A 26,592-nucleotide genomic window follows, 5' to 3' on the forward strand; every position below is an offset into this window, starting at 1 on the left:
GATGCCCCATGAAGAAAAATCTCGTACTCACCCTGACCGGGGTGCTGGTCGTGGCCGCCGCCGCAGGCGGCTGGTGGTGGTCCGGCGCCAGATCGCGCCCTGCGGAGACCGCCTCCGCTCCGGTGGGCGGCAAGGCGGCCACCGGTGCCGGTGGCGGCGCTCCGGCGCTCGTGACCCTGGCGGTCGCCAGGAAGCAAAGCGTGCCGGTCACGGTGCAGGTCAATGGCAGCGTGGTGTCGCTCAACAGCGTCGACCTGCGGCCGCAGGTGACGAACACGGTCCGGCAGGTGCATGTCAAGGAAGGCCAGTTCGTCAAGGCCGGCCAATTGCTCTTCACGCTCGACGATCGGCCCGACCAGGCCAATCTCGCCAAGGCCAAGGCGCAGCAGCAGAGGGATGAAGCGGTGCTGGCCGACCTGGAGCGGCAATACAAGCGGAATCTCGAGCTCGTGGCGCAGAATTTCATCGCCAAGAGCGCGGTCGATGCCACCCTGTCGCAACTCGACGCGCAGCGCGCGGCGGTCGCCGCCGACCGCGCGGCGGTGCAATCGGCCGACGTGGCGCTGGGCTACGCCACGCTGCGTGCTCCCATCGCGGGACGCATCGGCGCGGTCAGCATCTATCCCGGCACGCTGGTGCAGCCGACGCTGACGCTGGTCACGATCACGCAGCTTGACCCGATCGCGGTGAGCTTCCCGGTGCCTGAAGGCAAGCTGCAGGACCTGCTGGCGGCCGCCCGCTCGCACACGCCGGTCGAGGCGGTGATTCCCGGCCGCAAGGAAACGCTCAAGGGCCAGCTCAACTTCGTCGACAACACGGTCGATCCGCAGATCGGCACGGTGCGCGCCAAGGCGGTGTTCGACAACGCCGATCAGAGCCTCTGGCCCGGCCAGTTCGTCGAGACGCGCGTGACCGTGCGCACCATCGACGACGCGACCGTGGTGCCCGCTTCGGCGCTGATGATGCTGTCCGAAGGGTCATCGGTGTACGTGATCGACGCCGAGAAGAAGGCGGCGCGGCGCAAGGTGGAGTCGGTCTACACCTTCGGCACGCAGGTGGTGGTGCGCGGCGTGCAGCCGGGCGAGCAGGTGGTCACCGAAGGCAAGCAGAACGTCCGTCCCGGCGGCAAGGTGCGCGTCGAGGCGAGCGGCGGCCCGCGGCGCACCGACGACCCGGCGCCCGGGCCGGGCAGCGCTGCGTCGGTCGCGCCGACCAACGCCAGCCTCGTCGCGCAGCGGGAGCGCGCATGAACATCTCCGAGCTGTGCATCCGTCGTCCGGCGATGACGGTGCTGCTCTCTGCCGCGGTGGTGGTCATCGGGATCTTTGCGTACTTCCAGATCCCCGTCGCGGCGCTGCCGAGCTACAACACGCCGGTCATCAACGTCAATGCGCAGCTGCCGGGCGCGAGCCCGGAGACGATGGCGTCGTCGGTCGCGCTGCCGCTCGAAAAGCAGTTCTCCACCATTCCCGGGCTGCAGACGATCAGCTCGGTCAACACGCAGGGCACGACCTCGGTCACGCTCGAGTTCGTGAGCTCGCGCGACATCGACGCGGCGGCGGTCGACGTGCAGGCTGCCCTGCTGCGTGCGCAGCGGCAATTGCCGCAGGAGCTCACCCAGCTGCCGTCGTACCGCAAGGTGAATCCGGCGGATGCGCCGGTGCTGTTCATCGCGATGACCTCGGACTCGATGACGCCGTCCGAGCTCAACGACTACGCCGAGAACCTCGTGTCGCCCACGCTCTCGACCATCGACGGCGTGGCGCAGGTGGTGGTCTATGGGCAGAAGCGCTTCGCAGTGCGCGTCAAGGCCGACGCCGACCTGCTCAACGCGCGCAACATCACGCTCGACGAGCTCGCCAACGCGGTGCGGCTCGCCAACGCCAACACGCCCGTGGGTGTGCTCGACGGACCGCGCCAGACGCTGACCATCCAGGCGAACGAGCAGATGCTCAAGGCGGCCGATTTCGCCAAGGTCATCGTCGGCCAGCGCAACGGCGCACCGGTGCGGCTCGACGAGGTCGCGACCATCGAGGACAGCTTCGAGTCGGTCAAGACCGGCAGCGCCTACAACGGCAAGAGCTCGATCTCGCTGGCGGTGCAGCGCCAGCCCAATGCGAACACGGTGCAGGTGGTCGACGCGGTGCGCGCGCTGATGCCGCGCTTCCACGAAGAGCTGCCGCAGTCGGTCGAGATCAGCGTGCTCAACGATCGCTCGCTCTCGATCCGCGAGGCGGTGCACGACGTGCAGCTCACGCTCCTGGGCACCATCCTGCTGGTGGTGCTGGTGATCTTCCTGTTCCTGCACCGGCTGGTCGCGACGCTGATCCCGGCGCTCACGATCCCGATCTCGCTGATCGGCGCGGTCGCGCTGCTCTACGCCTTCGGCTACAGCCTCGACAACGTGTCCTTGCTCGGCATCACGCTCGCGGTGGGCCTGGTGGTGGACGACGCGATCGTGGTGCTCGAGAACATCATGCGCTACGTCGAAAAGGGCATGGAGCCCTTCGCCGCGGCGCTGCGCGGCGCGCGCGAAGTGGGCTTCACCATCATCTCGATCTCGATCTCGCTGGTGGCGGTGTTCATCCCGATCTTCTTCATGCCCGGCGTGATCGGACTCCTGTTCCACGAATTCGCGGTCGTCGTCGGCCTCGCGGTGATGGTGTCCGCGATCGTCTCGCTCACGCTGGTGCCGATGCTCGCGAGCCGGCTGCTCAGGCATGTGCCGCGCAAAGAGGGCGCGATGGATCATGAAGAGGAGCACCCCGAGCCCGGTACCGCGATCGGCCGGGCTTTCGAGCGCGGCTACCGCTGGGTGCATTCGAGCTACATGCGCACGCTCGACTGGACGCTCCGGCGTCGCCCGGTGATGCTTCTCCTCGCCGCATCGACCTTCGCGCTGACCGCGTGGATGTTCGTCACCATCCCCAAGGGCTTCTTCCCCGAGGAGGACATCGGCCAGATCCAGGTCACGACCGAAGCGGCCGAGGACATCTCGTTCCCCGCGATGAAGGCGCTGCAGGACCGCGTGGCCGAGACCATCATGGCCGACCCGAACGTGGACTACGTCAACTCGTTCATCGGCGTCGGCGGCCCGACCGCGACGCAGAACTCCGGTCGGTTGTTCGTGGTGCTCAAGCCGCGCAGCCAACGCCTGCACATGCCGCAGGTGCTCGAGTCGCTGCGCAAGCGCTTCCGCGAGATCCCCGGCATCGCGGTCTACATGCAGCCGATCCAGAACCTGCGGCTCGGCGGGCGACAGAGCAAGGCGCGCTTCCAGTACACGCTGCAGAGCGTCAGCGCGGGCACCATGAACCTCTGGTCCGAGAAGCTGATGGAGCGCATGCGCGCCGATCCGATCTTCCGCGACGTCACCAGCGACTCGCAGAACCGCGGCCTGCAGGCGACGCTCGAGATCAACCGCGACAAGGCCGGCGTGCTCGGGATCGCGGTGGGCGACCTGCGCACCGCGCTCTACAACGCCTACGGCGACCGCCAGATCGGCAGCATCTACGGCGCGAGCAACACCTATCAGGTGATCCTCTCGGCCGCCGACAGCGACCGGCAGTTCGAGGAGGACATGTCGCGCCTGTCGGTGCGCAACAAGGCGGGGCAGCTCGTGCCGCTGTCGGCCTTTTCAACCGTCAAGCGCACCGTGGGGCCGACCTCGATCAACCACCAGGGGCAGTTGCAGGCGGTGACGGTGTCGTTCAACCTCGCGCCCGACGTGCCGCTCGGCGACGCCACCGCGAAGATCGACCGCTTCAAGGAAGAACTCAAGATGCCGCCGTCGATCATCACCAGCTACGGCGGCGATGCGGCGGTGTTCCAGAGCTCGCAGTCGAGCCAGGCGGTGCTGCTGGTGCTCGCGGTGCTGGTGATCTACGTGCTGCTGGGCGTGCTGTACGAGAGCTACATCCACCCGATCACCATCCTCGCCGGCCTGCCGTCTGCGGCGGTGGGCGCGCTGCTCTCGCTCAAGCTCTTCGGCTTCGATCTCACGCTGATCGCGACCATCGGCATCCTGCTCCTGATCGGCATCGTCAAGAAGAACGCGATCATGATGATCGACTTCGCGCTCGAGGCGCAGCGCACCCAGGGCATGAGGCCGGTGGAGGCGATCCGCGAGGCCTGCCGGCTGCGCTTTCGCCCGATCCTGATGACCACGCTGGCCGCGATGATGGGCGCATTGCCGCTGGCGCTCGGCCTCGGCGCCGGTGCCGAGCTGCGTCAGCCGCTGGGCGTCGCGGTGGTGGGCGGGCTGATCTTCTCGCAGGTGATCACGCTGTACATCACGCCGGCGATCTACTTGGCGCTCGACCGCTACAGCGGCAGCGGGCCGCTGCAGGACCTGCCCGGCGAGAAGCTCACACCTGCGTAAACTCTGCGTTCTGGGCCCCGTAGCCCGGGGCTTCGGCCATCACGACCGGGGACGGCTTCGTCTGCGCCACCCGGCGTTCGCGCGGCTGGGACGCGCCCTCGCGGATCACGCGGAGCGCCCACTCGCAGGCGAGCGACAGGAACGTCTGCTGTGACTCGGGCGACAGCAGGCTGTGGTCGATCTCCGGAATGAACCGGTACTCGAACTGGCGCATGAACGGCTCCTGGGCGAGCGGCCCGAGTTGGTCGCGGCCCCTGTCCGTCACGTGCAGGGTGCCCGAATAAAGGAGCAGGGCCGAGACCTTGCGTTCCGCGAGCTGACTCATCGAGCGGCTGAAATAGGCAAGCTTCTCCGTGGGCGACTCGGGCCGGAATATCTCGCTGGATGCGCCATCGACGTACGCAGCCTGCGACCCGGGTGCCGCCCGCGCCGGCATGAATCTGCGCAGCTTTCCCATGACCTTGGCGGCCAGCGTCGCAACGGAGAGGTCTGCCAGCGCCCTGCGCAGGGTCTTCTCCAGCTGCGATCGCCGGCCCGGGAATGCAAAACCGTCGAACATCAGCACGCCGGCGACGCGGGCATCGGCGACGGCACTCGCCATCACGTTCTCGGCACCGGAGCAGAGCCCGACCGCGACGAAGCGGCGAATGCCGAGCTCTTTCTCGATGCAATCCATCGCAGCCTGCAGATCCAGGACTGCCTGCGTGCGGTAGTGTGCCGATCCGCTCGTGGGGCGACTGTCGCCCATGCCGGAGAGGTCGATGCGGATGCTGGCGATGCCGTGCGCGGCCATCGCCCGCGCGATCTTGACATTGATGCGCCGCGGGCCGATGCGATGGTTCGCGCCCATGTTCATCAGCAGGCATGCGACCGGCTCCGCCTGGCCTTCCGCCGGCGTGGCGAGCATGCCGATCAGCGAGCCTTCGGGGCCGAAAAGGACAGGCTTTTCCAAATAGTCACGCATGGATCTCCTCCTGCAGGCGTTGTACTACTTCGATCGGAACCATGGCGCTGTCGACGAACGGATCGGAGGTCCAGATCAGGGGATGCTGGAAAGGCGAAAGCCTGGCGGGAATCTGCCTCTCGGCTTCGGTGCGCGCCCATTGCACCGCATCCTGATCATCGTCCCGGGCCAGGATCACCGTGTCATGCAGCGCAGTCAGTTGCAGCGATCGGGACGTCAGCCCCTTCAACTGCTTGGGCAGTTCCGGGGATAGTCCGAAACCCAGCACGGAGTCCGTGTAGGAGTTGCTCTCTTTTTCGAGCCGGCGCCTCCATGCGCGATCGGGGACGCAGAACGACACCTCCAGCGCATCCACGTGACGCGCGCGCAGTTCGTCGAGATAGCGGGCGCCGTCGATGATCGGGTCCCAGAGGATGAGTCGCGACGGGTCGCAGCGCCCGCTGCGTGCCGCCATGACGGCCACCGTGGCACCGAGGCGCGCGCCGAGCCACAGGATGCGCCGCCCGCCGACGCGCCCCCGCAGTTCCGCGTGGGCGGCTCCCACGTCTCGCCGCCAACCCTCAAGTTCGCCTTCGCTGTCCTCGCCAGGCGAATCGCCGGTGCCGTAGTAGTCGAAGCGCAGCACGGCGACGCCCGCCTGCGCGAGCCGGTCGGCCAGAACGCGGAACAGCCGGTGCGTGCGCAGCGCCTCTTGGCCAAAGGGCGCACACACGAGCACCGCGATCTCGCCCTCGCGCTCGGGCTCGTGGTAGAGGCCGAAGAGTTGGCGCGACGCCGGTCCGAAGATGAGGGGCTTCACAGGCAGGCCTCCCTTTCCGGCATCAGAGGCCGGGCGCGGGGCGTGTCGATCGCCTGCACTCGCGCTGCCGCGCACACGAGGTCCTTGCCTCCATCGAAGGAGGCGAGTTCGAGCCGCGTCAGGCCGGCCTCTCCGGCGATGCGTACTTCGCGTGCGCCCCCATCGACCCCGACCTCGAAGCTGCGTGTGTCCACGCTCAATCCCAGCCCCGTCGCCTTCAGGCAGGACTCCTTTCGCGTCCAGCAGCGCAGGAAGGCGAGGTCGCGCTCATGCGGCGCGGCAGCCGCGAGCGCCGCGCGTTCGTGCGCCGTGAAATAGGTTTCTGCCAGGGCTTCGGCGTCGGGCATGTGCCGCAGCAGTTCGACGTCAACGCCGATTTCCGAGTCCGACCCGGTCGGGATCGCGACCGCGATCATGCCGACCGACTTGCTGTGGCTCATGTTGAACTGGATCCCGGGCGGCTCGACCAGCGCCGGCTTGCCGAAGGCCCCGAACCTGAAGTCCAGCCCGGCAGCCGGGATGCCCGTCTCCGCGGACAGCGTGCTCCTCAGCGCTGCATGTGCTGCGATGAAGCGCCGGCGGTCGTGCGCGAAGACGAAGCGGTGAGCGCGTTCCCATTCGTCGTCCGAGAGCGATGCGATGGCTTCGGCCGACAGCGTCGCGTCGAGGTCGATGCGCCAGAGCCGGCAGCGCACTGCGGCAGGAACCTCCACAATGGACATCAATTCTTCCTCAACCCTTGCGGCCCCAGCCGGAGAAGACCCGGCCCAACAGGCCGCGACGACGCTCGGGTTCGTTCGAAGCAACCGCCGCCGGGACCGGCATGTCGGGGGGCGATCGCAAGCTGCCCGAGGGTCTCGAACACGTAGCGGCGCGGTTCCACACGGAAGCCGAGTGCCTGTTCCGCTTGCTGGATCACGCGCATGGCAAGCAATGAATCGCCACCGAGGTCGAGGAAGTTGTCGCTCGCGCGGATGTCGTTGACGTCGATGCCGAGCTGGCTGGCCCAGATCTGCGCGAGGCGCGCCTGTTCGGGGAGCAGGAGGGAAACGGACTCCGCGGCATTCGCTGGCTTGGCGCGTGCCGGTTCAGGGACCGCCGCATCCTCCCGGGTTCCGGTGTCGGAGAGCCGCTCCAGGTACCGGCGCTCTGCGAGTCTCCCGAGGACCAGATCGCTTCCAGCGTGTCATCCGGGCGGTCGGCGACGACACGCAGCAGCTCGATATAGCGGTCCCGGAAGGCCGCACCGGTCTCTCGCCGGTAGACGTCGGCGTTGTACGTGATCGCTCCCTCGAGACCACTCGCCTTCTCCATCACCCAGATGCCGAGGTCATCCGTCGCGCCGCGCTGGAGCATGTGGATTTGCCGGTCCTGCAGGCCGCCGATCGTGGACGGGCGCTCGCGTGCGTCCTGGAAAGAGAACAGCGCCTGATACAGGCCCACGCCTTGCGACCGCTCGACGAATTCGGGTTCGGCCACCATGCGCTCGAAGGGCACCTGCTGGTAGGCCATGACGGCGAGCAGTTCCTTCTTGATGTAGCGCATGAAATCGCCGAAGCGCATCGAGGCGTCGACCTCGAAGGACATCGGCAGCGTATTGTTGAAGAAGCCCATCACCGACTCGAGCTCGGGCACCTCGCGTCCGCGCACCGGCATGCCGATCACGATCGAGCGCGAATTGGCAACGCGGGTCATCAGCAGAACGTAGACACCGAGCGTGAGCATGTTGAGCGTGACGTCGTGGGCACGTCCGACTTCGTGCAGCCGCTCCGAGAGCGCCTTCTCGACCGTGATCCAGTGTGTTCCGCCCTGGCCGCTCATGCCCGCGCGGCGCGGCATGTCGGTGCGCGGCACCTTGGGCACGGGTGAGGCCGCGAAGCGATTCTTCCAGTAGCGCAGCTGTGCTTCGGCCTTCGGCGTCCCGAGCCAGTCCTCGAACCACGCGGCATAGTCGCCGTGCGTGAGCGCGGGATCCGGCAGGCCATGCGGCTCGCCGCGGACCTTGGCGCCGTAGATCTGCGAGAGCTCCGATTGCAGGATGTCGAACGACCAGCCGTCCCACACGAGGTGGTGCGGCACGAAGACGAAGGCGTGATCGTCCTCAGCCATGCGATAGAGCGCAGCGTGGAACAACGGCGCGCGCCCGAGATCGATCGGGCGGTCGGCCAGCTCCTGGATGACTTCCATCAGTTCGTTCTCGCGCTGATCCTCGGGCAGGTGCGTGAGGTCGACCACCGGCAGGTCGAACTGGATCTGCTCCGCGATCAGCGCCGCGGGCTTGCCGGTCTGCGGATCGGTGCCGATCGAGGTTCGCAGCGCCGGCTGCCTGCGGATGATCTCGCGCAGCGTCTCGTTGAACTTCGCGATATCGAGCGGCCCGCCCAGGCGGTGGGCCGAAGGCGCGTTATAGACCGAGCGTCCGGGGAACATCTCTTCCAGGAAGCGGATGCGCTCCTGCATCGGGGTGAGCGGAGCGATGCGGCGCGCGGCGTCATGGACGATGAGATCGCCTTGCGGCGCGCCGGCTTTCAGGAGTTCTTCGGCGGCCATCGCCAGGCGCTCGGCGGTCGGCGCCTCGAACAGGGTGCGCATCGGCACAGGAACGCCCAGGTCACGGCTCAGCAGGGTCGCGAGACGCGCGGCGAGCAGCGAGTGGCCGCCAAGCGCGAAGAAGCTGTCCGTGACGCCCAGCCCAGGCAAGTTGAGCACGCGCTCCATGTGTTCGACGATACGCCGTTCGCGATCGTTGCGCGGCGCGACGCGCTCGCGGCTTTCCTCGCGGTTGGCCAGGGGCTTGGGCAGCGCCTTGCGGTCGACTTTGCCGTTCGGCAGGAAGGGAATCGCGTCCAGCGTCACGACGTGCTGCGGCAGCATGTACTGCGGCAGGCGGTTGCGCAGGCGGCGGTCCAGCTCGTGCAGGTCGATGCTCGCGCCCGACGAGGGGCTCACATAGGCCACCATGCGCACGTCGCCCGGCTGGTCCTCGCGCGTGATGACCACGCTGTTTCCGACGCCGGGCGCTTCGTTGCAGGCGGCTTCGATTTCGCCGAGCTCGATGCGATAGCCGCGCACCTTGACCTGGAAGTCGAAGCGTCCCATGTGTTCGAGCAGGCCGTCGTTGCTCCAGCGGCCGCGGTCGCCGGTGCGGTACAGGCGCGCACCGTCGGCGCCCCACGGATCGGGAACGAAGCGCTCGGCGGTGAGCTCGGGGCGATCGAGATAGCCCAGCGTCACGCCGTCGCCGCCGATCACGATCTCGCCCGGCACGCCGATCGGGCAGCGCTGGCCGTTCGTGTCGAGTACCCACACGGTGGTGTTGGCGATCGGCTTGCCGATCGACACGCCGCGCTGCGCGACCCGCGAGGGCTCCACGCGCCAGAGGGTGGACCAGATGGTCGTCTCGGTCGGGCCGTACATGTTCCAGACTTCGCGCGAGCGCTGCAGCAGCGACTGCGCGAGGTCCGAAGGCAGCCCTTCGCCGCCGACCAGCGCCTTGAAGTGCGGCGAGCCCTGCCATTGCGCATCGAGCAGCAGCCGCCAGCCGCCGGGCGTGGCCTGCATCATCGTCGCGCCGCTCTGCTCGATCAGGGCACGCAGCGCGTTGCCGTCCATCGTGGTGTCGCGCGACACGAGGATCACTTCCGCGCCGACGGTCAGCGGCAGCATGAGCTCGAGCACTGCGATGTCGAACGACAGTGTGGTGACTGCGGCCAGGCGGTCGTCGGCCGTGATGCCGGGCGCCTCGCGCATGCTCTGCAGGAAGTTCGCGACCGCGCCGTGCGGCACGCAAACGCCCTTGGGTTTGCCGGTGGAGCCGGAGGTGTAGATCACATAGGCCGCATCGCCGGCCTGCGCATCCTGGTCGGACGGTGCGAGCGCGGTGGCGGGCTTGTCCCGCCAGTCGGTGTCGCGGTCGAGCATGAGCACGCGCTGCGCCGCATCGGAGCACCAGTTCGCGGGCACCGCGGCGACGGTCGAACCGGTGAGCAGCAGGCCGAGCTGCGCATCCTCGGCGTAGTAGTCGAGACGCGCCTGCGGGAAGGCCGGGTCGAGCGGCACGTAGGCGGCGCCGGACTTGAGCACCGCGAGCAGCGCGACCATCATGTCGGCGCCGCGGTCCAGGCACAGGCCGACGCGCTGGCCACGGCCCATGCCGCGTTCGCGCAGCGCATGCGCGAGCCGGTTCGATTGCTGGTCGAGTTCCAGGTAGCTCAGGCTGCGCGCGCCGTCGCGCAGCGCGGCGCGGTCGGGCGTCTTCGCGGCCTGCGCGGCGAAGCCGGCGTGCATCAGCGGCTGGCCGGCGAGCGTCGTCGCCGCCGGCTGAAGCGCGGCGATGGCCTTCGCTTCCGATTCATCGAGCACGTTGAGCTTGCCGACGGCCTGCGCCGGATCGGATGCGACCGAGCGCAGCAGGCATTCGTACATCCCGAGCCAGCGCTTGACCGTGGCGTCGTCGTACAGGTCGGCGTTGTATTGCGCCTCGATCTGCATGCCCTTCGCGACCGGCGCGATGTTGACGAACAGCTCGAAGTTCTCGTAGCGGCGCGGGATCGAACTCTGCTCCGATTCGATCTCGGGGAAATTGCTCGTGACCAGCGCGCCGCTGTCGAGGTTGAACAGCACGTTGACCAGCGGCAGCCGGCTTGGATCGCGCGGCACCGGCAGCTTGCGCAGCAGCGCGCCGTAGGTCAGCGTCTGGTGCTCGAAGGCATCGAGCAGCGTCGTGCCCGATGCCTTGGCGAAGGCGTCGAAGGACATCTGCGGCTCGACCGCGACGCGGATCGGCAGCGTGTTGACGCAGTGGCCCACGAGCGAAGGCATGTCGCTCGGCATCTGGCCGGCGGCGGCGATACCGATCACGAGGTCGTCCTGCGCGGTCAGCCGGTGCAGCGTGGCCGCGAAGCCGCTGAACATCGTTGCGAACAGGCTGGTGCCCGAGGAGGCGCCGACCTTGCGCAGCGAATCGATCAGGTCCTGGCCCAGCACATGGTCGACGCGGCGCGAGCTGAAGGTGCGCACGGCAGGGCGGGGCCGATCGACCGGGAGTTCGAGCACCGGCAGGCTGCCGCCCGAGAAGCGCGAGAGCCAGTAGTCGATGTGACCCTGCATCTCGGGGCTCCCCGCTTCCTGCGTTTCCCAGGCTGCGTAGTCCGAGTACTGCGAGGGGGCTTCGAGCGCCGGACCGGCGCCGATCTGCTCGGCATAGAGCAGGCCGAGGTCCTGGCTGATCACGCCCCACGACCAGCCGTCGCAGATCGCGTGATGCGCGGTCATCACCAGCACATGCTCGAGGTCGGAGAGCTTGTACAGCGCGGCCCGGAAGAGCGGGCCTTTCTCGAGATAGAAGGGGTCCAGCACCGCCGCGAGGTTTTCGTCTTCGAGCCGGCGCTGCTGCGCCGCGGGGTCGAGCTGGCACAGGTCGTGTTGCACCAGGGCGGCCGGCACGGCTTCGCCGATCAGCATCTGCGTGCCGTCCGGCGAGATGGTCGCGCGCAGCGATTCGTGCCGCGCCACCAGCTGGTCGAGCGCGGCGGCGAGTGCGCCTGCATCCAGCGCGCCCCTGAGCCGCATCCGCAGCGACTCGTTGTAGGCCAGCGAGGCTTCCGGACTCAGCCGATCGCCCAGCCACACCTCTCGCTGCGCCTCCGTCGTCGGAACGATCCGCTCGATGAGGCCCGACGCGAAGGGATCGAAGTCGTCGGCGGGCGCGTTGTCGGCGGGGGTGAGGACGGCTGCAGTCATGCTTGGAACTTCGTGAATTTGCCTTGGGCGTTCGGATCGGGCACGAACCAGGCGGGCTGCCCATCCTTGTCGCGGCCGAGCCGGGCGTTGGGGACGGGCGGGTGCGATGCATCGAAGCTCGTCTGCGCCACCGCGCGGCGCGGCAGCAGTTCGGCTTCCTGCATCTCGGCGATCGATTCCTTGAATGCGGACTTGATCGTCGCGATGTCCTGCTGCGAATGCGCGGTCGTCATGAAGCAGGGGAAGTTGTCGAGGATGTGCACGCCGCGGCTGCGCATCATCGCGAACAGCAGGTCCTGCAGCGGATGGTCCTCGAGCCAGGTCACGCGCCAAAGCGACGAGAAATAGCGGATCTCGAGCGGTGCGCCGACTTCGCGGCAGAACGCGGTCAGCTCGTCGGCCATCGCCGCGGTGTGCAGGTTGAGCTGGGTCTGCAGCTTGTTGTTGTCCTGCTTGAGGTGTTCCAGCGCGGCCTTCGACGCGGCGAGCGCGAGCGGATGACGCACGAAGGTGCCGGCGAAGTAGGTCACGCCCACCGTGGGCACAGAGTCGTCGCCGTACTGCCATGCGCCGCCGTCTAGCGCATCCATGTAGGCGCGCTTGCCGGCGATCACGCCGACCGGGAACCCGCCGCCGAGCACCTTGCCGTAGGTGGCGAGGTCCGCGCGGACGCCGAAGATCGCCTGTGCGCCGCCGAGGTCGCTGCGGAAGCCCGTGATCACCTCGTCGAAGATCAGGCAGGTTTCCGATTTCTCGGTGATCGCGCGCACCTCGCGCAGGAACTCGCGCGGCTGGAAGTCGGGGCGGCGGCTCTGCACCGGCTCCACGAGCACCGCGGCGAGGTCGTCCGCGTTGGCGCGGATGAATTCGAGCGCCTCGGGCGTGCCGTAGTCGAGCACGCGCACTTCGCCGAACATGGTCTGCAGCACACCCGGCGCGGCGGACATGCCCTTGGCATGGCGGCCCGCGCGCACCAGCACTTCATCGAAGGTGCCGTGGTAGGAGCCGGTGAACAGCACCACGGTGTTGCGGCCGGTCACGGTGCGCGCGATGCGCAGGGCGGCCATCACGGCCTCGGAGCCGGTGTTGCACAGGGCCGCGCGGTCGAAGCCGGTGAGCTCGCACAGCAGCCTGGTCACGTCGGCGGCCAGCGGATGCTGCGGGCCGATCTCGTAGCCGCGGTCGAGCTGCTTGTGCACCGCCTCGTTGATGAAGTCCGGCGTCCAGCCGAAGAGATTCATGCCGAAGCCGTTGAGCGTGTCGACGTACTCATTGCCGTCGATGTCCCACAGGCGCGAACCCTTGGAGCGATCGACGACGATCTGGTAGGTGATCTCCTTCGTCGCGGGGCGGAAGCCGTTGACCACGCGCGGGTCGGCCATGTGCGGACGGTTCTGTGCGGTGAATTCCTTGCTCTTCTTCGTGCGCTCCGTGTAGCGGCGCATGAAGGCGGCGAGCCGCGCCTTCTGGCGCTCGGTCGGTTCCTTGGCCTGCGTGTGGATGCGGGCGATGGCGCCGAAGGCCTTCTTGACGTCGTACTTGACCTCTGCGGCAGATGCTTCCGCGTCGGTTGCGGGCGTGACCGACGCTGCGGCCTGCACCGGCTGCGCGGCTTGCGAATTGGACGCCGTGGCCGCGGCGGTGGCCGTGGGCGTGGGTTGCTCCACCACCGGTGCCGGCAGCACGGGGCTGGCCGGCATCGATGGTGCCGCCGACAGCAATGCGAGTTGCTGTTGCATCAATTGCATCTGTTGCGCGATGAGCTGCTGCACCAGGTTGCCGGCCCCGGCGGGCAAGGCCACGGGCTGCATGACGGGCATCATCTGCTGCACGGGCTGGAACACCGGTGCGGCCTGCGGAGCCACCGTGGCCACGGGCGCGGCGACCGGCGCGGCCGGTGCCGCGGCCGCGGGCTCGGGCGGCAGCGTCGCGTCGAGGAACTCGGCGAGTGCGTCGAAGCTGCGATAGCTTTCCATCAGCTGCCGGAAGGTCAGGTTGACCTTGAAGGTCTTCTTGACCTGCAGGGCGGCCTGCGTGAGCGTGAGCGAATCGAGTCCGATCTCCACGAAGGGGGCCCCGCCGTCGACGCCGCCCATGTCGACGCCGGACAGGTTCTCGAACAACTCGCGCAGGCGCGTGACCAGGGATGCGCGGCGCGCGGGCGGTGCGGAAGTGGCGGCGACAGTCATTGTCAACTCCGGAAGCGGATTGGAAAGAAGAGGGGCGGAAGTCATCACGGGTGCCACCGTCGCGGCAGGTGCCGCGGCGATGTCGATCCAAAAGCGCTTGCGCTCGAAGGGATAGGTCGGCAGACGGACGCGGTGCTTGCGCATGCGCGTGTCCAGGGCACGCAGGTCGAGTTCGACGCCGTGCGCCCAGAGGCGACCGGCCGCAAGACGCCACGCGGCGTTCTCGCCTTGCGGCTGGTCGAGCAGCAGCGAGACGGCGGGCGCGGGCACCGCCTTGGTCGCATGCTGGCGCACCAGCGTGGCGAGCGTGTTGCGCGGGCCGATCTCGATGAAGAGCGGATGCGCGAGCTGCGCCAGCACCTCGCGCACGGCGGGCGAGAAGCGCACGGTCTCGCGCAGGTGCCGCGCCCAGTAGTGCGGGTCGGTCGCCTCTTCCGCAGTGAGGAGGCGGCCGGTGAGCGTCGAGTAGATCGGCAGCTGGGGCGGCGAGAGCTTCGTCTCGCGCACCAGGGCTTCGAACGGTTCGACCGCCGGTTCCATCATGGCCGAGTGGAAGGCGTGCGAAGTCTGGAGCGCCTTTGCGACGATGCCCTTGGCTTCGAGCGCGACGCGCAGGTTCTCGATCGCATCGCTCGGGCCGGCGGCCACGCAGACGGCCGGGCCGTTGTCGGCGGCCAGCGAGATGCCTTCGGGCAGCAGCGGCAACAGGTCGGCGGCAGGCATGCGCACCGAGAGCATCGTGCCCGCGGGCAGCGCCTGCATCAGCACGCCACGCCGTGCCACGAGGCGCGCTGCATCCTCGAGACGCATCACGCCGGCCAGCACCGCGGCGGCGAATTCGCCCACGCTGTGGCCGACCATCGCGGCGGGCTGAACATGCAGCGCCATGAGCTGGCGTGCCAGCGAGTATTCGAGCGCGAGGGTCGCGGGCTGCGTGACCGAGGTGGGCGCGAGCGCCGAGGCGTCGTCCGAGAACATCCGCTCCTGCAGGTCGAAGCCGAGCACGCCCTCGAAGGCGCGCAGGCAGTCGTCGAAAGCGGCGCGGAAGACCGCGTCGTTCTCATACAGCGCGCGGCCCATGCCGGCGTATTGCGCCCCTTGGCCGGGGAATGCGAATACCGGCTGCGGTACCCAGGCGCTCTGCGAGGCGCCGGCGCGTGCGGGCGAATCGGCGGTGCGCAGCGCGGCGATCGCTTCGTCGACCGAGCCCGCCACCACGCAGGCGCGATGCTGGAACGCCTTGCGGCCCACGCGCAGCGTGTGTGCGACATCCGCCAGTGGTACGTCGCGATGCGTGTCGAGGTGATCGGCCAGTCGCGTCATGGCGACGGCCAGCGCGGCGGGCGAGCGGGCCGAGAGCGTCAGCAGTTGCGGCCCGGCCTGTGGATCGGAAGGCTCGCGCACCGGCGCTTCCTCGATGATCACGTGCGCATTGGTGCCGCCCACGCCGAAGGCGCTGACGCCGGCGCGGCGCGGCGCCGCTTCGCGCGGCCACGGCCGAAGCTGGCTGTTCACGCGGAACGGCGTTGCGTCGAAGTCGATCGCGGGGTTCGGCGATTCGTAGTGCAGGCTGGCCGGGATCGCCTCGGTGTGCAACGAGAGCGCGGCCTTGATGAGCCCCGCCGCCCCGGCGGCCGTGACCATGTGGCCCACGTTGCTCTTGAGCGAACCGATGGTGCAGAACCCCTTGTCGGCGGTGTGCGGCGCAAAGGCGCGCGTGAGGCCTTCGACTTCGATCGGATCGCCCATCGGCGTCGCGGTGCCGTGGGTTTCGATGTACGAGATGCTGCGCGCCTCGACGCCGGACGACGCGAGCGCGGCTTCGATCACGGCCGCCTGGCCGTCCACGCTCGGCGCGGTGAAGCTGGCCTTGGCGCCGCCGTCGTTGTTGACCGACGCGCCGCGCAGCACCGCGTAGATGGTGTCGCCGTCGGCGATCGCGTCGGAGAGCCGCTTGAGCAGCACCACTGCAGCACCGTCGCTGAAGACGGTGCCCTTGGCCTTGGCGTCGAAGCTGCGCGTGTGCCCGTCGGGCGAGAGCATCGAGCCCTCGTTGTAGAGATAGCCGCTGCGCGGCGGGCAGGTCACCGATGCGCCCCCGCGAGCGCCATGCGGCACTGGCCGGTGCGAAGCGCATGGAAGGCCTGCGCGATCGCGACCAGCGAGGTCGAGCACGCGGTGTGCACGCTGACGGCCGGTCCGGTGAGGCTCAGCTTGTTGGCCACGCGGGTGGTGATGTAGTCCTTCTCGTTGGCCAGCATCACCTGGAACTCGCCGAGCATCTCGACCAGGTCCGGGCGCGTCGACACGTGCCGCTGGAAATAGGTCGGGTTGTACATGCCGCCGTAGACGCCGACCGGGCCCGGCGCCTGGTCGGGCACGTAGCCGCCGCGCTCCATGCATTCCCAGCAGATCTCGAGGAACACGCGGTGCTGCGGGTCCATCAGCTCGGCTTCCTTCGGGTTGATGCCGAAGAAGGCGGCATCGAACTGCTCGATGTCGGCGATGACGCCGCGCGCACGCACGTAGAGCGGGTCGGCACGCAGTGCGGCGCTCACGCCCGCGTCGAGCGTCGCGTCGTCGAAGAAGCTGATCGATTCGCGGCCGGCGAGCAGGTTGTCCCAGAACTGCTCGACGTCCGCCGCGCCCGGGAAGCGGCCTGCCATCGCGACCAGCGCGACCGGTTCCAGTTCGGCGCCGATGCGCGGCGCGGGCTTGGCGGTTTCGCGCTTCGGCACGACCGGTTCGTCGGCCTGCAGGCTCGCGGCCAGTGCGGCGGGCGTGGGCTGGCGAAAGAAGATGTTGGTCGAAAGACGGCGGTCGCTTGCGCGCTGCAGGTCCTTCATCACCTTCAGGACCAGGAGCGAATCGCCGCCGAGGTCGAAGAAGTTGTCGTTGCGGCCGACCTGGTCGATGCCGAGCGCGCGGACGAAGGCCGCGCACACCGTGCGCTCGGCGTCGGTGCGCGGTTCCTCGAACGCTTGCGCCAGCTCGGGCCGCTGGCGCGGCGGTTCGGGCAATGCGCGGCGGTCGAGCTTGCCGTTGGTGGTCACCGGCAGCTGCGCGAGCCACACCTGGGCCGAAGGCAGCATCGCCTCGGGCAGATGGTCGGCCAGGTGATGGCGCAGCGTCGTCCACGGCACTTCGGCGCCACGCGCGACGAGGTAGGCGACGAGGCTCAACCGGCCCGACGCATCCTTGCGCGCGATGACCGCGCAGGACTTGACGCCCGGATGCGCGAGCAGCGCCGCTTCGACCTCGCCGGTCTCGATGCGGTGGCCGCGAATCTTGACCTGGCCGTCCGCGCGGCCGATGTATTCGATGGTGCCGTCGGGCAGCCAGCGCACCTGGTCGCCGGTGCGATAGAGGCGGTCGCCCGGACCCCCGTACGGATCGGCGACGAAGCGCTCGGCGGTCAGGTCGGGGCGCTGCAGGTAGCCGCGCGCGAGGCCGCGTCCGCCGATGCACAGCTCGCCCACGAGGCCGGCGGGCAGCATCGCCATCGTCGGGCTCAGCACGCGCAGCGTGGTGTCGTTGATCGGGCGGCCGATCGGCACCGAGCGCGCATCGGCCGGCAGGTCGCGCGGAATCCGGTGCGTGGCCGAGAAGGTGGTGCACTCGGTCGGGCCGTAGCCGTTGATCAGCGTGGTTCCCGGCAGCGCGGCGATCGCACGGCGGACATGCGAGACCGACAGGGCCTCCCCGCCCGCCAGCAGCTGGCGCAGGCCCTGGAACTGCAGCGGATCGTCGTCGATCACCGCATTGAAAAGCGCGGCGGTGAGCCACGCGGTACGCACCGAATGGCGTTCGATGGTGCGCGCCAGCCCGGCGCCGGTCGGCACCTGCTCGTCATGGACCACGACGATGCCGCCATTGAGAAGCGGCCCCCAGATCTCGAGCGTCGAGGCATCGAAGCCCAGCGGCGCCGCATGCAGCATCGCTTCGCCGGCCGGCAGGTCCACGTAATGCGGGTCGACCACGAGACGCAGGATCGAGCGGTGGCAGATCTCGATGCCCTTGGGCGTGCCGGTCGAGCCGGACGTGTACATCACGTAGGCGACCGATTCGCCGTCGGCGTCGGCGGGCGAGAAGGGCGGGAGCGCGGCTTCGTCGGCGACGCGCCCCTCATCGATGGACAGCACCGGCCGCTCGCTGGGAACGAGCGGCCGGTGCGCGGCCTGGGTGACGACGAGACCGACGTCGGCGTGCGACAGCATGAACGCGATGCGCTCGGCGGGGAAATCGGGCTGCACTGGCACATAGGCCGCGCCCGCTTTCAGGATGCCGAGCAGGGTGATGACGGCGGCGCTCGAGCGATCGAGCATCACGCCCACCGCCTGGCCTGCGCGAACGCCGCGCGATTGCAGCCGGCGTGCCATGACTTCGGCGCGGCGTGCCACTTCGTTGTAGCTCAGGGCGCCGTTTTCGCCGACGAGCGCGATGGCCTCGCCACGCGCGGCGACCTGGCGGTCGAACATCGCATGGACCGTCAGCGCCCGGTCGTAGGGCGTGGGCGGAACGTTCCAGGCGTCCGATTGGCGCCGGCGGTCGTCGGCGGTCAGCGTGCGGATGTCGCGCAGGGCGGCCCCGGGGCGGTTCAGAAGATCCGACGAGGTGTCGGCGATGGCAGCCAGCAGCGTTGCCGCGACGTCGGCATCGAGCAGGGCCGCAGGGCCGCGCAGGCCCAGCACCGAGCTCTCGGCCGAGAAGCTCAAGCGAAACGCATCGTCGGATGCGCTCGAGGTGTCGCGCCGTACCCGATCGATTTCAGCGAGCCACTCGCTCGCGGTGCCATTCAGCGGGATCGCAGTGCCCAGCCATCGGGCCTGGAGCAGCGCCCAGGCGGCAGCAAACAGGGTGTCGGGAAGAAGCGCCGATTCGGACGCCTTGCGTGCCCACCGTGCCGCCAGTTCCGCCGGAACCTGAAGATCATGGGTGGCCGGCCCGGAGGGCGATACGCCTCCCGTACGTGCCACGAAGAGATCCTCCGGCGAAAGCGCCGCGGCCTCAACGGGGGAACTGGGTGCAAGTGCTTGTTCCATGGACTGATGACTCCGCTGGCGAGTGGCTGTGAAGCTTCTGGTGACTACTGGTTTGTTTCAGGATCGGCGCGCGGTTTGGCAACACATGTATCCGTTATGAACAGTAATCAGAAAGCGTTAACATTTTCCACGAGCCCGATATTGCCCTCTCAAGGACCTTAGTGCCACCCTCCGAAAGCCATGCTGAGCAGCCTATGTCTTTTTGGAGACTGCAACATTCGAAGCAATTCGTTGCTTTTGTCGCATTGACAAAAGTTTCATGCAGACACGATTGTGCCCACGTTTACCTGAAATGAGTACGAAAAGCTGACGTCGACGGTCAGAATCGACGAAAAGTACATGGGAAAGTACTATTTGTTGCGACGCGGCCGTCGCGGCAGCTCAGACGGTGGTTTCGTCGAGCACGTCGTCGCTGAGATGGCGTGTGTCCGCCCATCCGACGAGCGTGAAACCCTGGGGGGTCCAGAGCAGGCGGTTGATCGCCGCGTTGCCCAGTTCCCAGGTGCGCGGCGCCTGCAGGCCCTGGCCGGTGGCCGCGCGGTAGAGCACGTCCATCACGCCGCCATGGGCGACCATCACCACCAGCTCGCCGGGATGACGCGCTGCGATCCGGGTCGCCGTGCTGGTGATGCGTTCACGGAAAGTGAGCAGGGACTCTCCGCCTTCCGGCGCGAACTCGGGATCGCGCGTGCGCCAGAGCCGCGCCTGGTCGGGCAGCACGGCGTCGATGTCGGCGAAGGTCCGTCCCTCGAAGTGACCGAAGGCGCGTTCGCGAAGGCCGGCGTCGGTGGTCACCTCGAGCTGGCGCAGATCCGCGATTTCCCTGGCGGTCTGCCATGCGCGGGCGAGGTCGCTGGCGTAGATCGCGGAGATGGGTTCCTCGACCAGCGCCTTCGCGACGCGCCGGGCCTGCCAGAGACCGGTGTCGTTGAGTTCGATGTCGAGCTGTCCCTGGATGCGGGTGTCGACGTTCCAGGCGGTTTCGCCGTGGCGGACTGCAATGACGCGGGTGGACTCCATGGGCGAAATTCTAGGGGAAACCCCTAAGCGGACGCTGTCGGAAGGTGGCTCAGTTCCGGGTGGTCGGGATTTCCAGATTCACCCGCCGCTCGCCCTTGGGCGGATTCGGGAAGCCCTGAAGCGCCGCCTGGAACATCACCGGGAGGATCGCGCCACTGTCGTTGTACGGGCCGTCGTTGCGCGCCCGCGTCTCGTAGACCACACGGTTCGACGGCAGCTCGCGCAGCACGATGCTCACTTCACGCGAATACCAGGGGTTGTACGGCGGCGGTCCCCACCAGCCCGGCCCGGACCAGCCGCTGCCGTAGCCCCACCCGCCGTGATACGGGCCCCAGGGTCCCGGGGCTCCCCATGGACCGGGACCCCACCACGGGCTGCCGTACGGGTCCACCCACATCGACGCCTCGGCCGTCACGCGCGCGCCGATCTGGGCGGTGTAGTGCGGCGCGGCATCGTCGCGGCGCAGGCCGACGCCTTCGAGCGCGGGGCCGGCCATCGCTTCGAGCCGGAGCTGCGCGGCCTCGTCATATTGCTGCGAGGGCAGGCGTTCGAACCGGTAGGTCGCATCCGCCGGCACGGTGCCGATCTCGGAGAAGCTGCGCACGTCGCTGTCGACCACCCAGCGCGTCGCGCAGCCCGTGAGGCTCACGGTGACGGCGAGCGCGGCCAGCAGCGATTTCATACGGATCAGATCTGCACGATGCTGAGCGGCGACGGCGCCGCCGGAAATTCGGGCGCGTCGAAGGCCTTGTCACCTTCGTCGTCGGCCACGCCCGTCGCCTTCAGACCCTTGAAGTCGTACAGCGTTCCGTCGTGCAGATGCGAGGGCACCACGTTCTGCAGCGCGTTGAACATGTTCTCGATGCGGCCCGGATACTTGCGCTCCCATTCGCGCAGCATCTCGCCGACCTGCTTGCGCTGCAGGTTCTCCTGGCTGCCGCAAAGCGTGCACGGGATGATCGGGAACTGCCGGTGCTGCGCCCAGCGCACCAGGTCCTTCTCGGGCACGTAGGCCAGCGGGCGGATCACCACGTGCTTGCCGTCGTCGCTCACCAGCTTGGGCGGCATCGACTTGAGCTTGCCGCCGAAGAACATGTTCAGGAAGAAGGTCTGCAGCATGTCGTCGCGGTGATGGCCCAGCGCCACCTTGGTCGCGCCGAGTTCGTCCGCCACGCGGTAGAGGATGCCGCGGCGCAGCCGGCTGCAGAGCCCGCAGGTGGTCTTGCCTTCGGGGATCACGCGCTTGACGATCGAGTAGGTGTCCTGCTCCTCGATGTGGAACGGGACGCCCAGCGACGTCAGGTAGGTCGGCAGCACTTCTTCGGGGAACCCCGGCTGCTTCTGGTCGAGATTGACCGCGACGATGTCGAAGTGGATCGGCGCGCGCGCGCGCAGCTTGAGCAGGATGTCGAGCAGCCCGTAGCTGTCCTTGCCGCCCGAGACGCACACCATGACCTTGTCGCCCGCTTCGATCATGTTGTAGTCGAAGATCGCGCGGCCCACTTCGCGGCACAGGCGCTTTTCGAGCTTGTGCGTCTCGCGCTCGATCTTCGGGCTGTTGGTGGCGCTGACCGCTTCCTGTTCTTCAGTCCAAATCACACTCATCTCAAATTCCTTTCGCGGTCGCGCGCAGCGAAGACCCCTTCGTGAAACACCGCGACACGCAGTGCGCGCAGCCTGGGGGCGAGCTCAATTACTTGCTCCTGAATACTTCCACGCCCACTGCATCGCAGTCGGGGTAGACGTCGGGTTTGGCGGTCGAGACGCGGGCGGCGTGGACCTTCGGATGGGTCAGCACCTGCGTCAGGATGTCGTCGCACAGCGTTTCCTGCAAGTGGATGTGCCCCTTGCTCAGCCGCGTGGCGATGGTGCGGCGGATGAAGTCGTAGTCCACGACTTCGTCGAGGTCGTCCGCCTTGGGCGTCGACACGTCCAGCGGCACGTAGAGGTCGACATTGATGATCACGCGCTGCTCGGCGCGCTTCTCGAATTCGTGCACGCCGATGTTGATCCACACCTCGTAGTCGCGCAGGAACACGCGCCGGCAGGTGGTCAAGAGGGGATTGATGGTATTCATGATGTCAGTCCAGGGCACCCGCGGAACCGGCTTCGCCGGGCCGCAGGGGTGCGCCCCCTTCAGGGGGCAGAGCCACACGAAGTGGGCGAGGCTGGGGGAGTCAGAAGCTCGTCGACGACGAACATGATGTCGCGCGGCAGCGGCACCAGGTGCTGGCCGTTGTCGACACAGAGGGTGGTGCCGGTCACGCTGGGCGTGGCGGCGAGGAAGACGCAGGTGCGGGCCACATCGGCCGGATCGATCGGCCGGCGCAGCAGGTTTGCGCGCGAGGCCTTGGCGAAATTGACCTCGTTCTGCGGCCCGCTCTGATAAAGGATGCCCGGCGCGACCCCGCAGATCCGCACCGCCGGCGCGAGCGCCTGCGCCTGCAGGGCGACGGCGCGCTCCAGCGCGAGCTTGGACACCGTGTAGGAGAAATAGTCGGGGTTCAGGTTGTAGACCTTCTGGTCCAGCATGTGGATCGCCGAGCGGTCGATGCCGTCGCCCGCCTTGGCGCTCCTGGCGAGCAGCCGCGCGAACGACAGCGGCGCCACCAGGTTCACGCCGATCTGGCGCAGCGCCGCGTCGGCGTCGAAATCGAGCCCGGTGTCGGGCTCGAAGGCCGAGGCGTTGTTGACGATGCATGCCAGCGGGCCCTCGGCGCTGACCTGTGCGACCAGCGCCTTGCGGCCTTCCTCGGTGGCGATGTCGGCTTCGACGGCGCTGGCGTCGTGCCCTTCGTCGCGCAGCCGCGCGCACAATGCGAGCGCCTGTTCGCGCGATGCGCGGTACTGGCACCACACCCGCCAGCCTGCGCGCGCGAAGGCTTCGCAGACCGCGGCGCCCAGCCTCCGGCCGCCGCCGGTCACGAGCACGCTCTGGCGTGGGGACGTTGGAGCCATCCTGATAGATTTCCTGTATGAACCTGGACCGAGGCGCGCAGCGCGCCAACCCTTTGACCCGGATTATCGATGCCGCGCTGCAACGCGACGGCGGCTGGCTGCCCTTTGACCGCTTCATGGCGCTGGCTTTGTATGCCCCCGGACTGGGCTACTACGCCAATGCGAGCCGCAAGTTCGGCCGCATGCCGTCGTCCGGCAGCGACTTCGTCACCGCGCCCGAATTGACGCCGCTGTTCGGCCGAGCGCTCGCGGTGCAGGTCGCCGAAGCGCTGGAAAAGACCGGCACCGACGAGGTCTGGGAGTTCGGTGCCGGCTCCGGCGCGCTCGCGCTGCAGCTGCTCGATGCGCTGGGCGACCGAGTGGCGCGCTACCGCATCGTCGATCTCTCCGGCACCTTGCGCGCACGCCAGCAGCAGACGCTGCAAAAGCATGCCGCCAAGCTCGAATGGCTGTCCGAACTGCCCGCATCCATGAACGGCGTCGTCGTCGGCAACGAAGTGCTCGACGCAATGCCGGTACAGCTGCTCGTGCGCTCGGGCGGCCAGTGGTTCGAGCGCGGCGTGGTCGCGCAGGGCGGCGGCTTTGCGTGGAGCGACCGCCCGACCGATCTGCGCCCGCCCGTCGAGATCGAAGGCCAGCATGACTACCTCACCGAGATCCATCCGCAGGCCGAGGCCTTCATCGCCACGCTGGCCGATCGCCTCGGGCGCGGCGCGGCTTTCTTCTTCGACTACGGCTTTCCGGAATCCGAGTACTACCACCCGCAGCGCCACATGGGCACCGTGATGTGCCACCGCGGCCACCAGGCCGATGGCGATCCGCTCTCGGACGTGGGCGAGAAGGACATCACCGCGCACGTCAACTTCACCGGCATCGCGCTCGCCGGCCAGAACGCGGGGCTCGAAGTGCTTGGCTACTGCAACCAGGCGAGGTTCCTGCTGAATGCCGGCATCCTGCCGATGATGGAACAGGCCACGCTGGCCGAGCGCAGCATGGCCGCGCGGCTCATCCACGAGCACGAGATGGGCGAACTCTTCAAGGTCGTCGGCTTCGCGGCCGGCGAGGCGTGGGACGCGATCGGTTTCACGCAGGGCGATCGGAGCCACACGCTATGACACAGGCAACACAGCACTTCGAGATCCGCCCCTTCGACGCGCCGGTCGGTGCGGAAGTCATCGGGCTCGATATTTCCAGGCCCATCGACGATGCCGATTTCGCGCGAATCCACCGCGCGCATCTGGACCATCATGTGCTCGTCTTCCGCGACCAGCAGGTTTCGCCCGGCGACCACATCGCGTTCAGCCGCCGCTTCGGTCCGCTCGAGATCCATGTGCTGCACCAGTTCCATCTCGAGGGCCATCCGGAGATCCTGATCGTTTCCAACATCAAGGAAAACGGCGAGCCGATCGGGCTCGGCGACGCGGGCGCCTACTGGCATTCCGACATCTCGTACAAGGAAAAGCCGAGCCTCGGCTCGCTGCTGCACGCGCAGGAATTGCCCGCCGTTGGCGGCGACACGCTCTTTGCCGACCAGCATCTCGCCTGGGAGGCGCTCAGCCCCGAGATGCAGGCGCGCATCCTGCCGCTGAAGGCCGAGCACAGCTACCTCGCCAAGTACGAAGAGCTGCGCGCCAGGAATCCGTGGCGACCCAAGCTTTCGCAGGCGCAGATCGACCAGGTCGCGCCGGCCGTGCAGCCCGTGGTGCGCACGCATCCGGAGACCGGCCGCAAGGCGCTATTCGTCAGCGAGCACTTCACGACCCGGGTCGTCGGGCTGCCCAAGGAAGAAAGCGACGCGCTGCTGGCCGAGCTCTTCGCGCACAGCGTCAAGCCCGAGTTCGTCTACCGCCACAACTGGGCGCCGCACGATCTGGTCTTCTGGGACAACCGGTCGCTGATGCACCTCGCCGCCGGCACGCCCGACAGCGAGCGGCGCAAGCTCTACCGCACCACGATCGAGGGCGACGTGCCGATCTGAGCCGCGCCGCGCGCGCTCAGAGGCTCTTGAGCACTTCCGCGCCCGGCGCCGCCATGCTCGGCGTGAACTCGACGACATCGGTGCGCGCGCAGCCCGCCTTTGCGAACGGGTCTTCCGCGAGGATGCGCTCCAGCGCTTCGCGGTCCCCCGAACGCGCCAGGATCACGCCACCCTTGCGCGGCACCTGCCGCCCCGAGGCGATGAACAACCCGCTCTCATAGTGGACCTTGAGCCACGCGACATGCTGCGCCATGAGCGCGTCGAGTTCTTCGAGGGGACGGATGTAGGTCAGGGTGACGATGAACATCCGGCGATTGTGATTCCGGCTCGGGTCTAATCGGGCTTTTGCCAGCCGAAAAGCCCATGAGTTCCACCTTCACGCCCGAAGACGATCTGCGCGTCGCCCACGCCCTGGCGGATGCGGCGGCCGCGCATTCGATGCGCCTCTTTCGCACGCCGCTCGACATCATCGCCAAGGCCGATGAAAGCCCGGTCACCCGGGCCGATCGCGAAGCCGAGCAGGCCATGCGTGACATCCTCGGCGCGAAGCGGCCGGCGGATGGAATCTTCGGCGAGGAGCACGGGCTGGAGCGTCTAGAAGCCGAGCGCGTCTGGGTGCTCGACCCGATCGACGGCACCCGCAGCTTCATCACCGGCTCGCCGCTCTGGGGCACGCTGATCGGGCTCCTGCGTGGCGGGCGCGTCGAGCTCGGCATGGTCGACATGCCGGTGCTCGGCGAGCGCTGGATCGGCCAGCCCGGCGTCGGCGCGCAGCGCAACGGCCAGGCGGTGCGCGTGCGCGACTGCACCGCCATCGCCGACGCCCGCATCGTCACCACCTCGCCCGACATCTTCAACGCCGCCGACTGGCAGGCCTTCGACCGCCTGAGCCGCAAGTGCGCGATGCGGCGCTTCGGCGGCGACTGCTACGGCTACGCGCAGCTCGCGGGCGGCACCATCGATCTGGTCGTCGAGACCGGCCTGCAACCCTACGACTACCTCGGCCCCACCGGCCTCATCGAGGCCGCCGGCGGCATCGTCACCGACTGGGAAGGCCGCCCTCTCGGCCTCCAGTCCGACGGCCGCGTGGTCGCCGCCGCAACGCGCGAACTTCACCGACAGGCGCTTGCGCTCCTCGCGGCCTAAACTCGCCTGATGATTCGCTGGCTGATCGTCGTCGTCCTCGCGCTGGTGCTGATGAGCGGGCTTACCGAGTGGCTGCGGCGCTTCGGCTTCGGGCGGCTGCCCGGCGATTTCGAGTTCCGTGCGTTCGGGCGCGAATGGCAACTGCCGATCGCGAGCACGGTCGTTCTCAGCATGATCGCGGCCCTGGTCGCACGATGGATCTGAATCGATGAGCGCAGCGCAGGGCCGCCCCAAGCAAGCTCGCGCCCCCTCGGGGGGCAGCGAGGACACGAAGTGCCGAGCTCGGGGGCACTGATGAGCGCAGCGCAGGGCCGCCCCAAGCAAGCTCGCGCCCCCTCGGGGGGCAGCGAGGACACGAAGTGCCGAGCTCGGA

General features: G+C 68.3%; 18 protein-coding genes and 1 pseudogene. 6 read left to right on the top strand and 13 right to left on the bottom strand.

All coding sequences use genetic code 11. The annotated features are described in order from the left end of the window. The first annotated feature begins 8 nt into the window (after nt 1–8). Complete coding sequence (locus tag ACQ858_RS02185; protein ID WP_431275215.1) at nt 9–1,250, top strand: efflux RND transporter periplasmic adaptor subunit; 1,242 nt, start codon at nt 9–11, stop codon at nt 1,248–1,250. Beyond that, the gene (locus ACQ858_RS02190; protein ID WP_431275216.1) at nt 1,247–4,381 is read left to right on the top strand and encodes an efflux RND transporter permease subunit; all 3,135 of its coding nucleotides are present in this window, start codon (nt 1,247–1,249) and stop codon (nt 4,379–4,381) included. Before ACQ858_RS02185 ends, ACQ858_RS02190 begins: the two co-directional genes overlap by 4 nt. Here ACQ858_RS02190 and ACQ858_RS02195 read toward each other — a convergent pair. The 12 genes and pseudogenes from ACQ858_RS02195 to ACQ858_RS02250 all read right to left on the bottom strand — a co-directional run bounded on the left by ACQ858_RS02195 (nt 4,368) and on the right by ACQ858_RS02250 (nt 23,095). Further along, nucleotides 4,368–5,345, bottom strand: coding sequence for an alpha/beta fold hydrolase (locus ACQ858_RS02195; RefSeq protein WP_431275217.1), 978 nt, complete (start codon nt 5,343–5,345; stop codon nt 4,368–4,370). The genes ACQ858_RS02190 and ACQ858_RS02195 overlap by 14 nt on opposite strands. Further along, on the bottom strand, nt 5,338–6,144 hold the full coding sequence (locus tag ACQ858_RS02200; RefSeq protein ID WP_431275218.1) for an alpha/beta fold hydrolase: 807 nt from the start codon (nt 6,142–6,144) through the stop codon (nt 5,338–5,340). The genes ACQ858_RS02195 and ACQ858_RS02200 overlap by 8 nt, the downstream gene beginning before the upstream one ends. After that, nucleotides 6,141–6,866, bottom strand: a complete 726-nt coding sequence (locus tag ACQ858_RS02205; RefSeq protein ID WP_431275219.1) for a 4'-phosphopantetheinyl transferase family protein — start codon at nt 6,864–6,866, stop codon at nt 6,141–6,143. The genes ACQ858_RS02200 and ACQ858_RS02205 overlap by 4 nt, the downstream gene beginning before the upstream one ends. Then, nucleotides 6,866–7,156 carry an acyl carrier protein gene (locus ACQ858_RS02210; RefSeq protein ID WP_431276766.1) on the bottom strand — a complete coding sequence of 97 codons (291 nt, stop codon included), beginning with the start codon at nt 7,154–7,156 and terminating at the stop codon, nt 6,866–6,868. Before ACQ858_RS02210 ends, ACQ858_RS02205 begins: the two co-directional genes overlap by 1 nt. Then, the gene (locus tag ACQ858_RS02215) at nt 7,060–11,886 is read right to left on the bottom strand and encodes an amino acid adenylation domain-containing protein (RefSeq protein WP_431275220.1); all 4,827 of its coding nucleotides are present in this window, start codon (nt 11,884–11,886) and stop codon (nt 7,060–7,062) included. Before ACQ858_RS02215 ends, ACQ858_RS02210 begins: the two co-directional genes overlap by 97 nt. Then, complete coding sequence (locus ACQ858_RS02220; protein ID WP_431276767.1) at nt 11,883–14,075, bottom strand: aminotransferase class III-fold pyridoxal phosphate-dependent enzyme; 2,193 nt, start codon at nt 14,073–14,075, stop codon at nt 11,883–11,885. The genes ACQ858_RS02215 and ACQ858_RS02220 overlap by 4 nt, the downstream gene beginning before the upstream one ends. A 47-nt stretch (nt 14,076–14,122) precedes the next feature. Then, nucleotides 14,123–19,117, bottom strand: a pseudogene (locus ACQ858_RS02225) (acyltransferase domain-containing protein); the annotation flags it as partial. Between the two features lie 381 nt (nt 19,118–19,498). Next, nucleotides 19,499–20,137 (bottom strand): histidine phosphatase family protein, encoded by a 639-nt coding sequence (locus tag ACQ858_RS02230; protein ID WP_431275221.1) that lies wholly within the window; start codon nt 20,135–20,137, stop codon nt 19,499–19,501. Between the two features lie 49 nt (nt 20,138–20,186). Further along, on the bottom strand, nt 20,187–20,819 hold the full coding sequence (locus ACQ858_RS02235) for a DUF4136 domain-containing protein (protein WP_431275222.1): 633 nt from the start codon (nt 20,817–20,819) through the stop codon (nt 20,187–20,189). Nucleotides 20,820–20,824: 5 nt separating this feature from the next. Then, complete coding sequence (gene ttcA, locus ACQ858_RS02240) at nt 20,825–21,742, bottom strand: tRNA 2-thiocytidine(32) synthetase TtcA (protein WP_431275223.1); 918 nt, start codon at nt 21,740–21,742, stop codon at nt 20,825–20,827. An 88-nt stretch (nt 21,743–21,830) separates the two neighbouring features. Further along, nucleotides 21,831–22,214: a dihydroneopterin aldolase gene (locus ACQ858_RS02245; RefSeq protein WP_431275224.1), complete on the bottom strand. Its 384-nt coding sequence runs from the start codon at nt 22,212–22,214 to the stop codon at nt 21,831–21,833. Between the two features lie 59 nt (nt 22,215–22,273). After that, nucleotides 22,274–23,095: an SDR family oxidoreductase gene (locus tag ACQ858_RS02250; protein WP_431275225.1), complete on the bottom strand. Its 822-nt coding sequence runs from the start codon at nt 23,093–23,095 to the stop codon at nt 22,274–22,276. A 17-nt stretch (nt 23,096–23,112) separates the two neighbouring features. Here ACQ858_RS02250 and ACQ858_RS02255 point away from each other — a divergent pair, with 17 nt between their 5' ends. Beyond that, nucleotides 23,113–24,210 (top strand): class I SAM-dependent methyltransferase, encoded by a 1,098-nt coding sequence (locus tag ACQ858_RS02255; protein ID WP_431275226.1) that lies wholly within the window; start codon nt 23,113–23,115, stop codon nt 24,208–24,210. Further along, nucleotides 24,207–25,073 (top strand): TauD/TfdA dioxygenase family protein, encoded by an 867-nt coding sequence (locus ACQ858_RS02260; RefSeq protein WP_431275227.1) that lies wholly within the window; start codon nt 24,207–24,209, stop codon nt 25,071–25,073. The genes ACQ858_RS02255 and ACQ858_RS02260 overlap by 4 nt, the downstream gene beginning before the upstream one ends. Nucleotides 25,074–25,089: 16 nt before the next feature. Here ACQ858_RS02260 and ACQ858_RS02265 read toward each other — a convergent pair whose 3' ends face one another. Next, entirely contained in the window at nt 25,090–25,380 is a 291-nt protein-coding gene (locus tag ACQ858_RS02265; protein ID WP_431275228.1) for a YciI family protein, read from the bottom strand. Between the two features lie 56 nt (nt 25,381–25,436). Between ACQ858_RS02265 and hisN the strand changes: the two genes are divergently transcribed. Further along, nucleotides 25,437–26,219 carry a histidinol-phosphatase gene (gene hisN, locus ACQ858_RS02270; protein ID WP_431275229.1) on the top strand — a complete coding sequence of 261 codons (783 nt, stop codon included), beginning with the start codon at nt 25,437–25,439 and terminating at the stop codon, nt 26,217–26,219. A 9-nt stretch (nt 26,220–26,228) separates the two neighbouring features. Then, on the top strand, nt 26,229–26,423 hold the full coding sequence (locus tag ACQ858_RS02275; protein ID WP_184524711.1) for a DUF2905 domain-containing protein: 195 nt from the start codon (nt 26,229–26,231) through the stop codon (nt 26,421–26,423). Nucleotides 26,424–26,592 lie beyond the last annotated feature (169 nt).

The sequence above is a fragment of the Variovorax ureilyticus genome, assembly GCF_050632185.1.
In the GTDB taxonomy this organism is placed as follows: Bacteria; Pseudomonadota; Gammaproteobacteria; order Burkholderiales; family Burkholderiaceae_C; genus Variovorax; species Variovorax ureilyticus_A.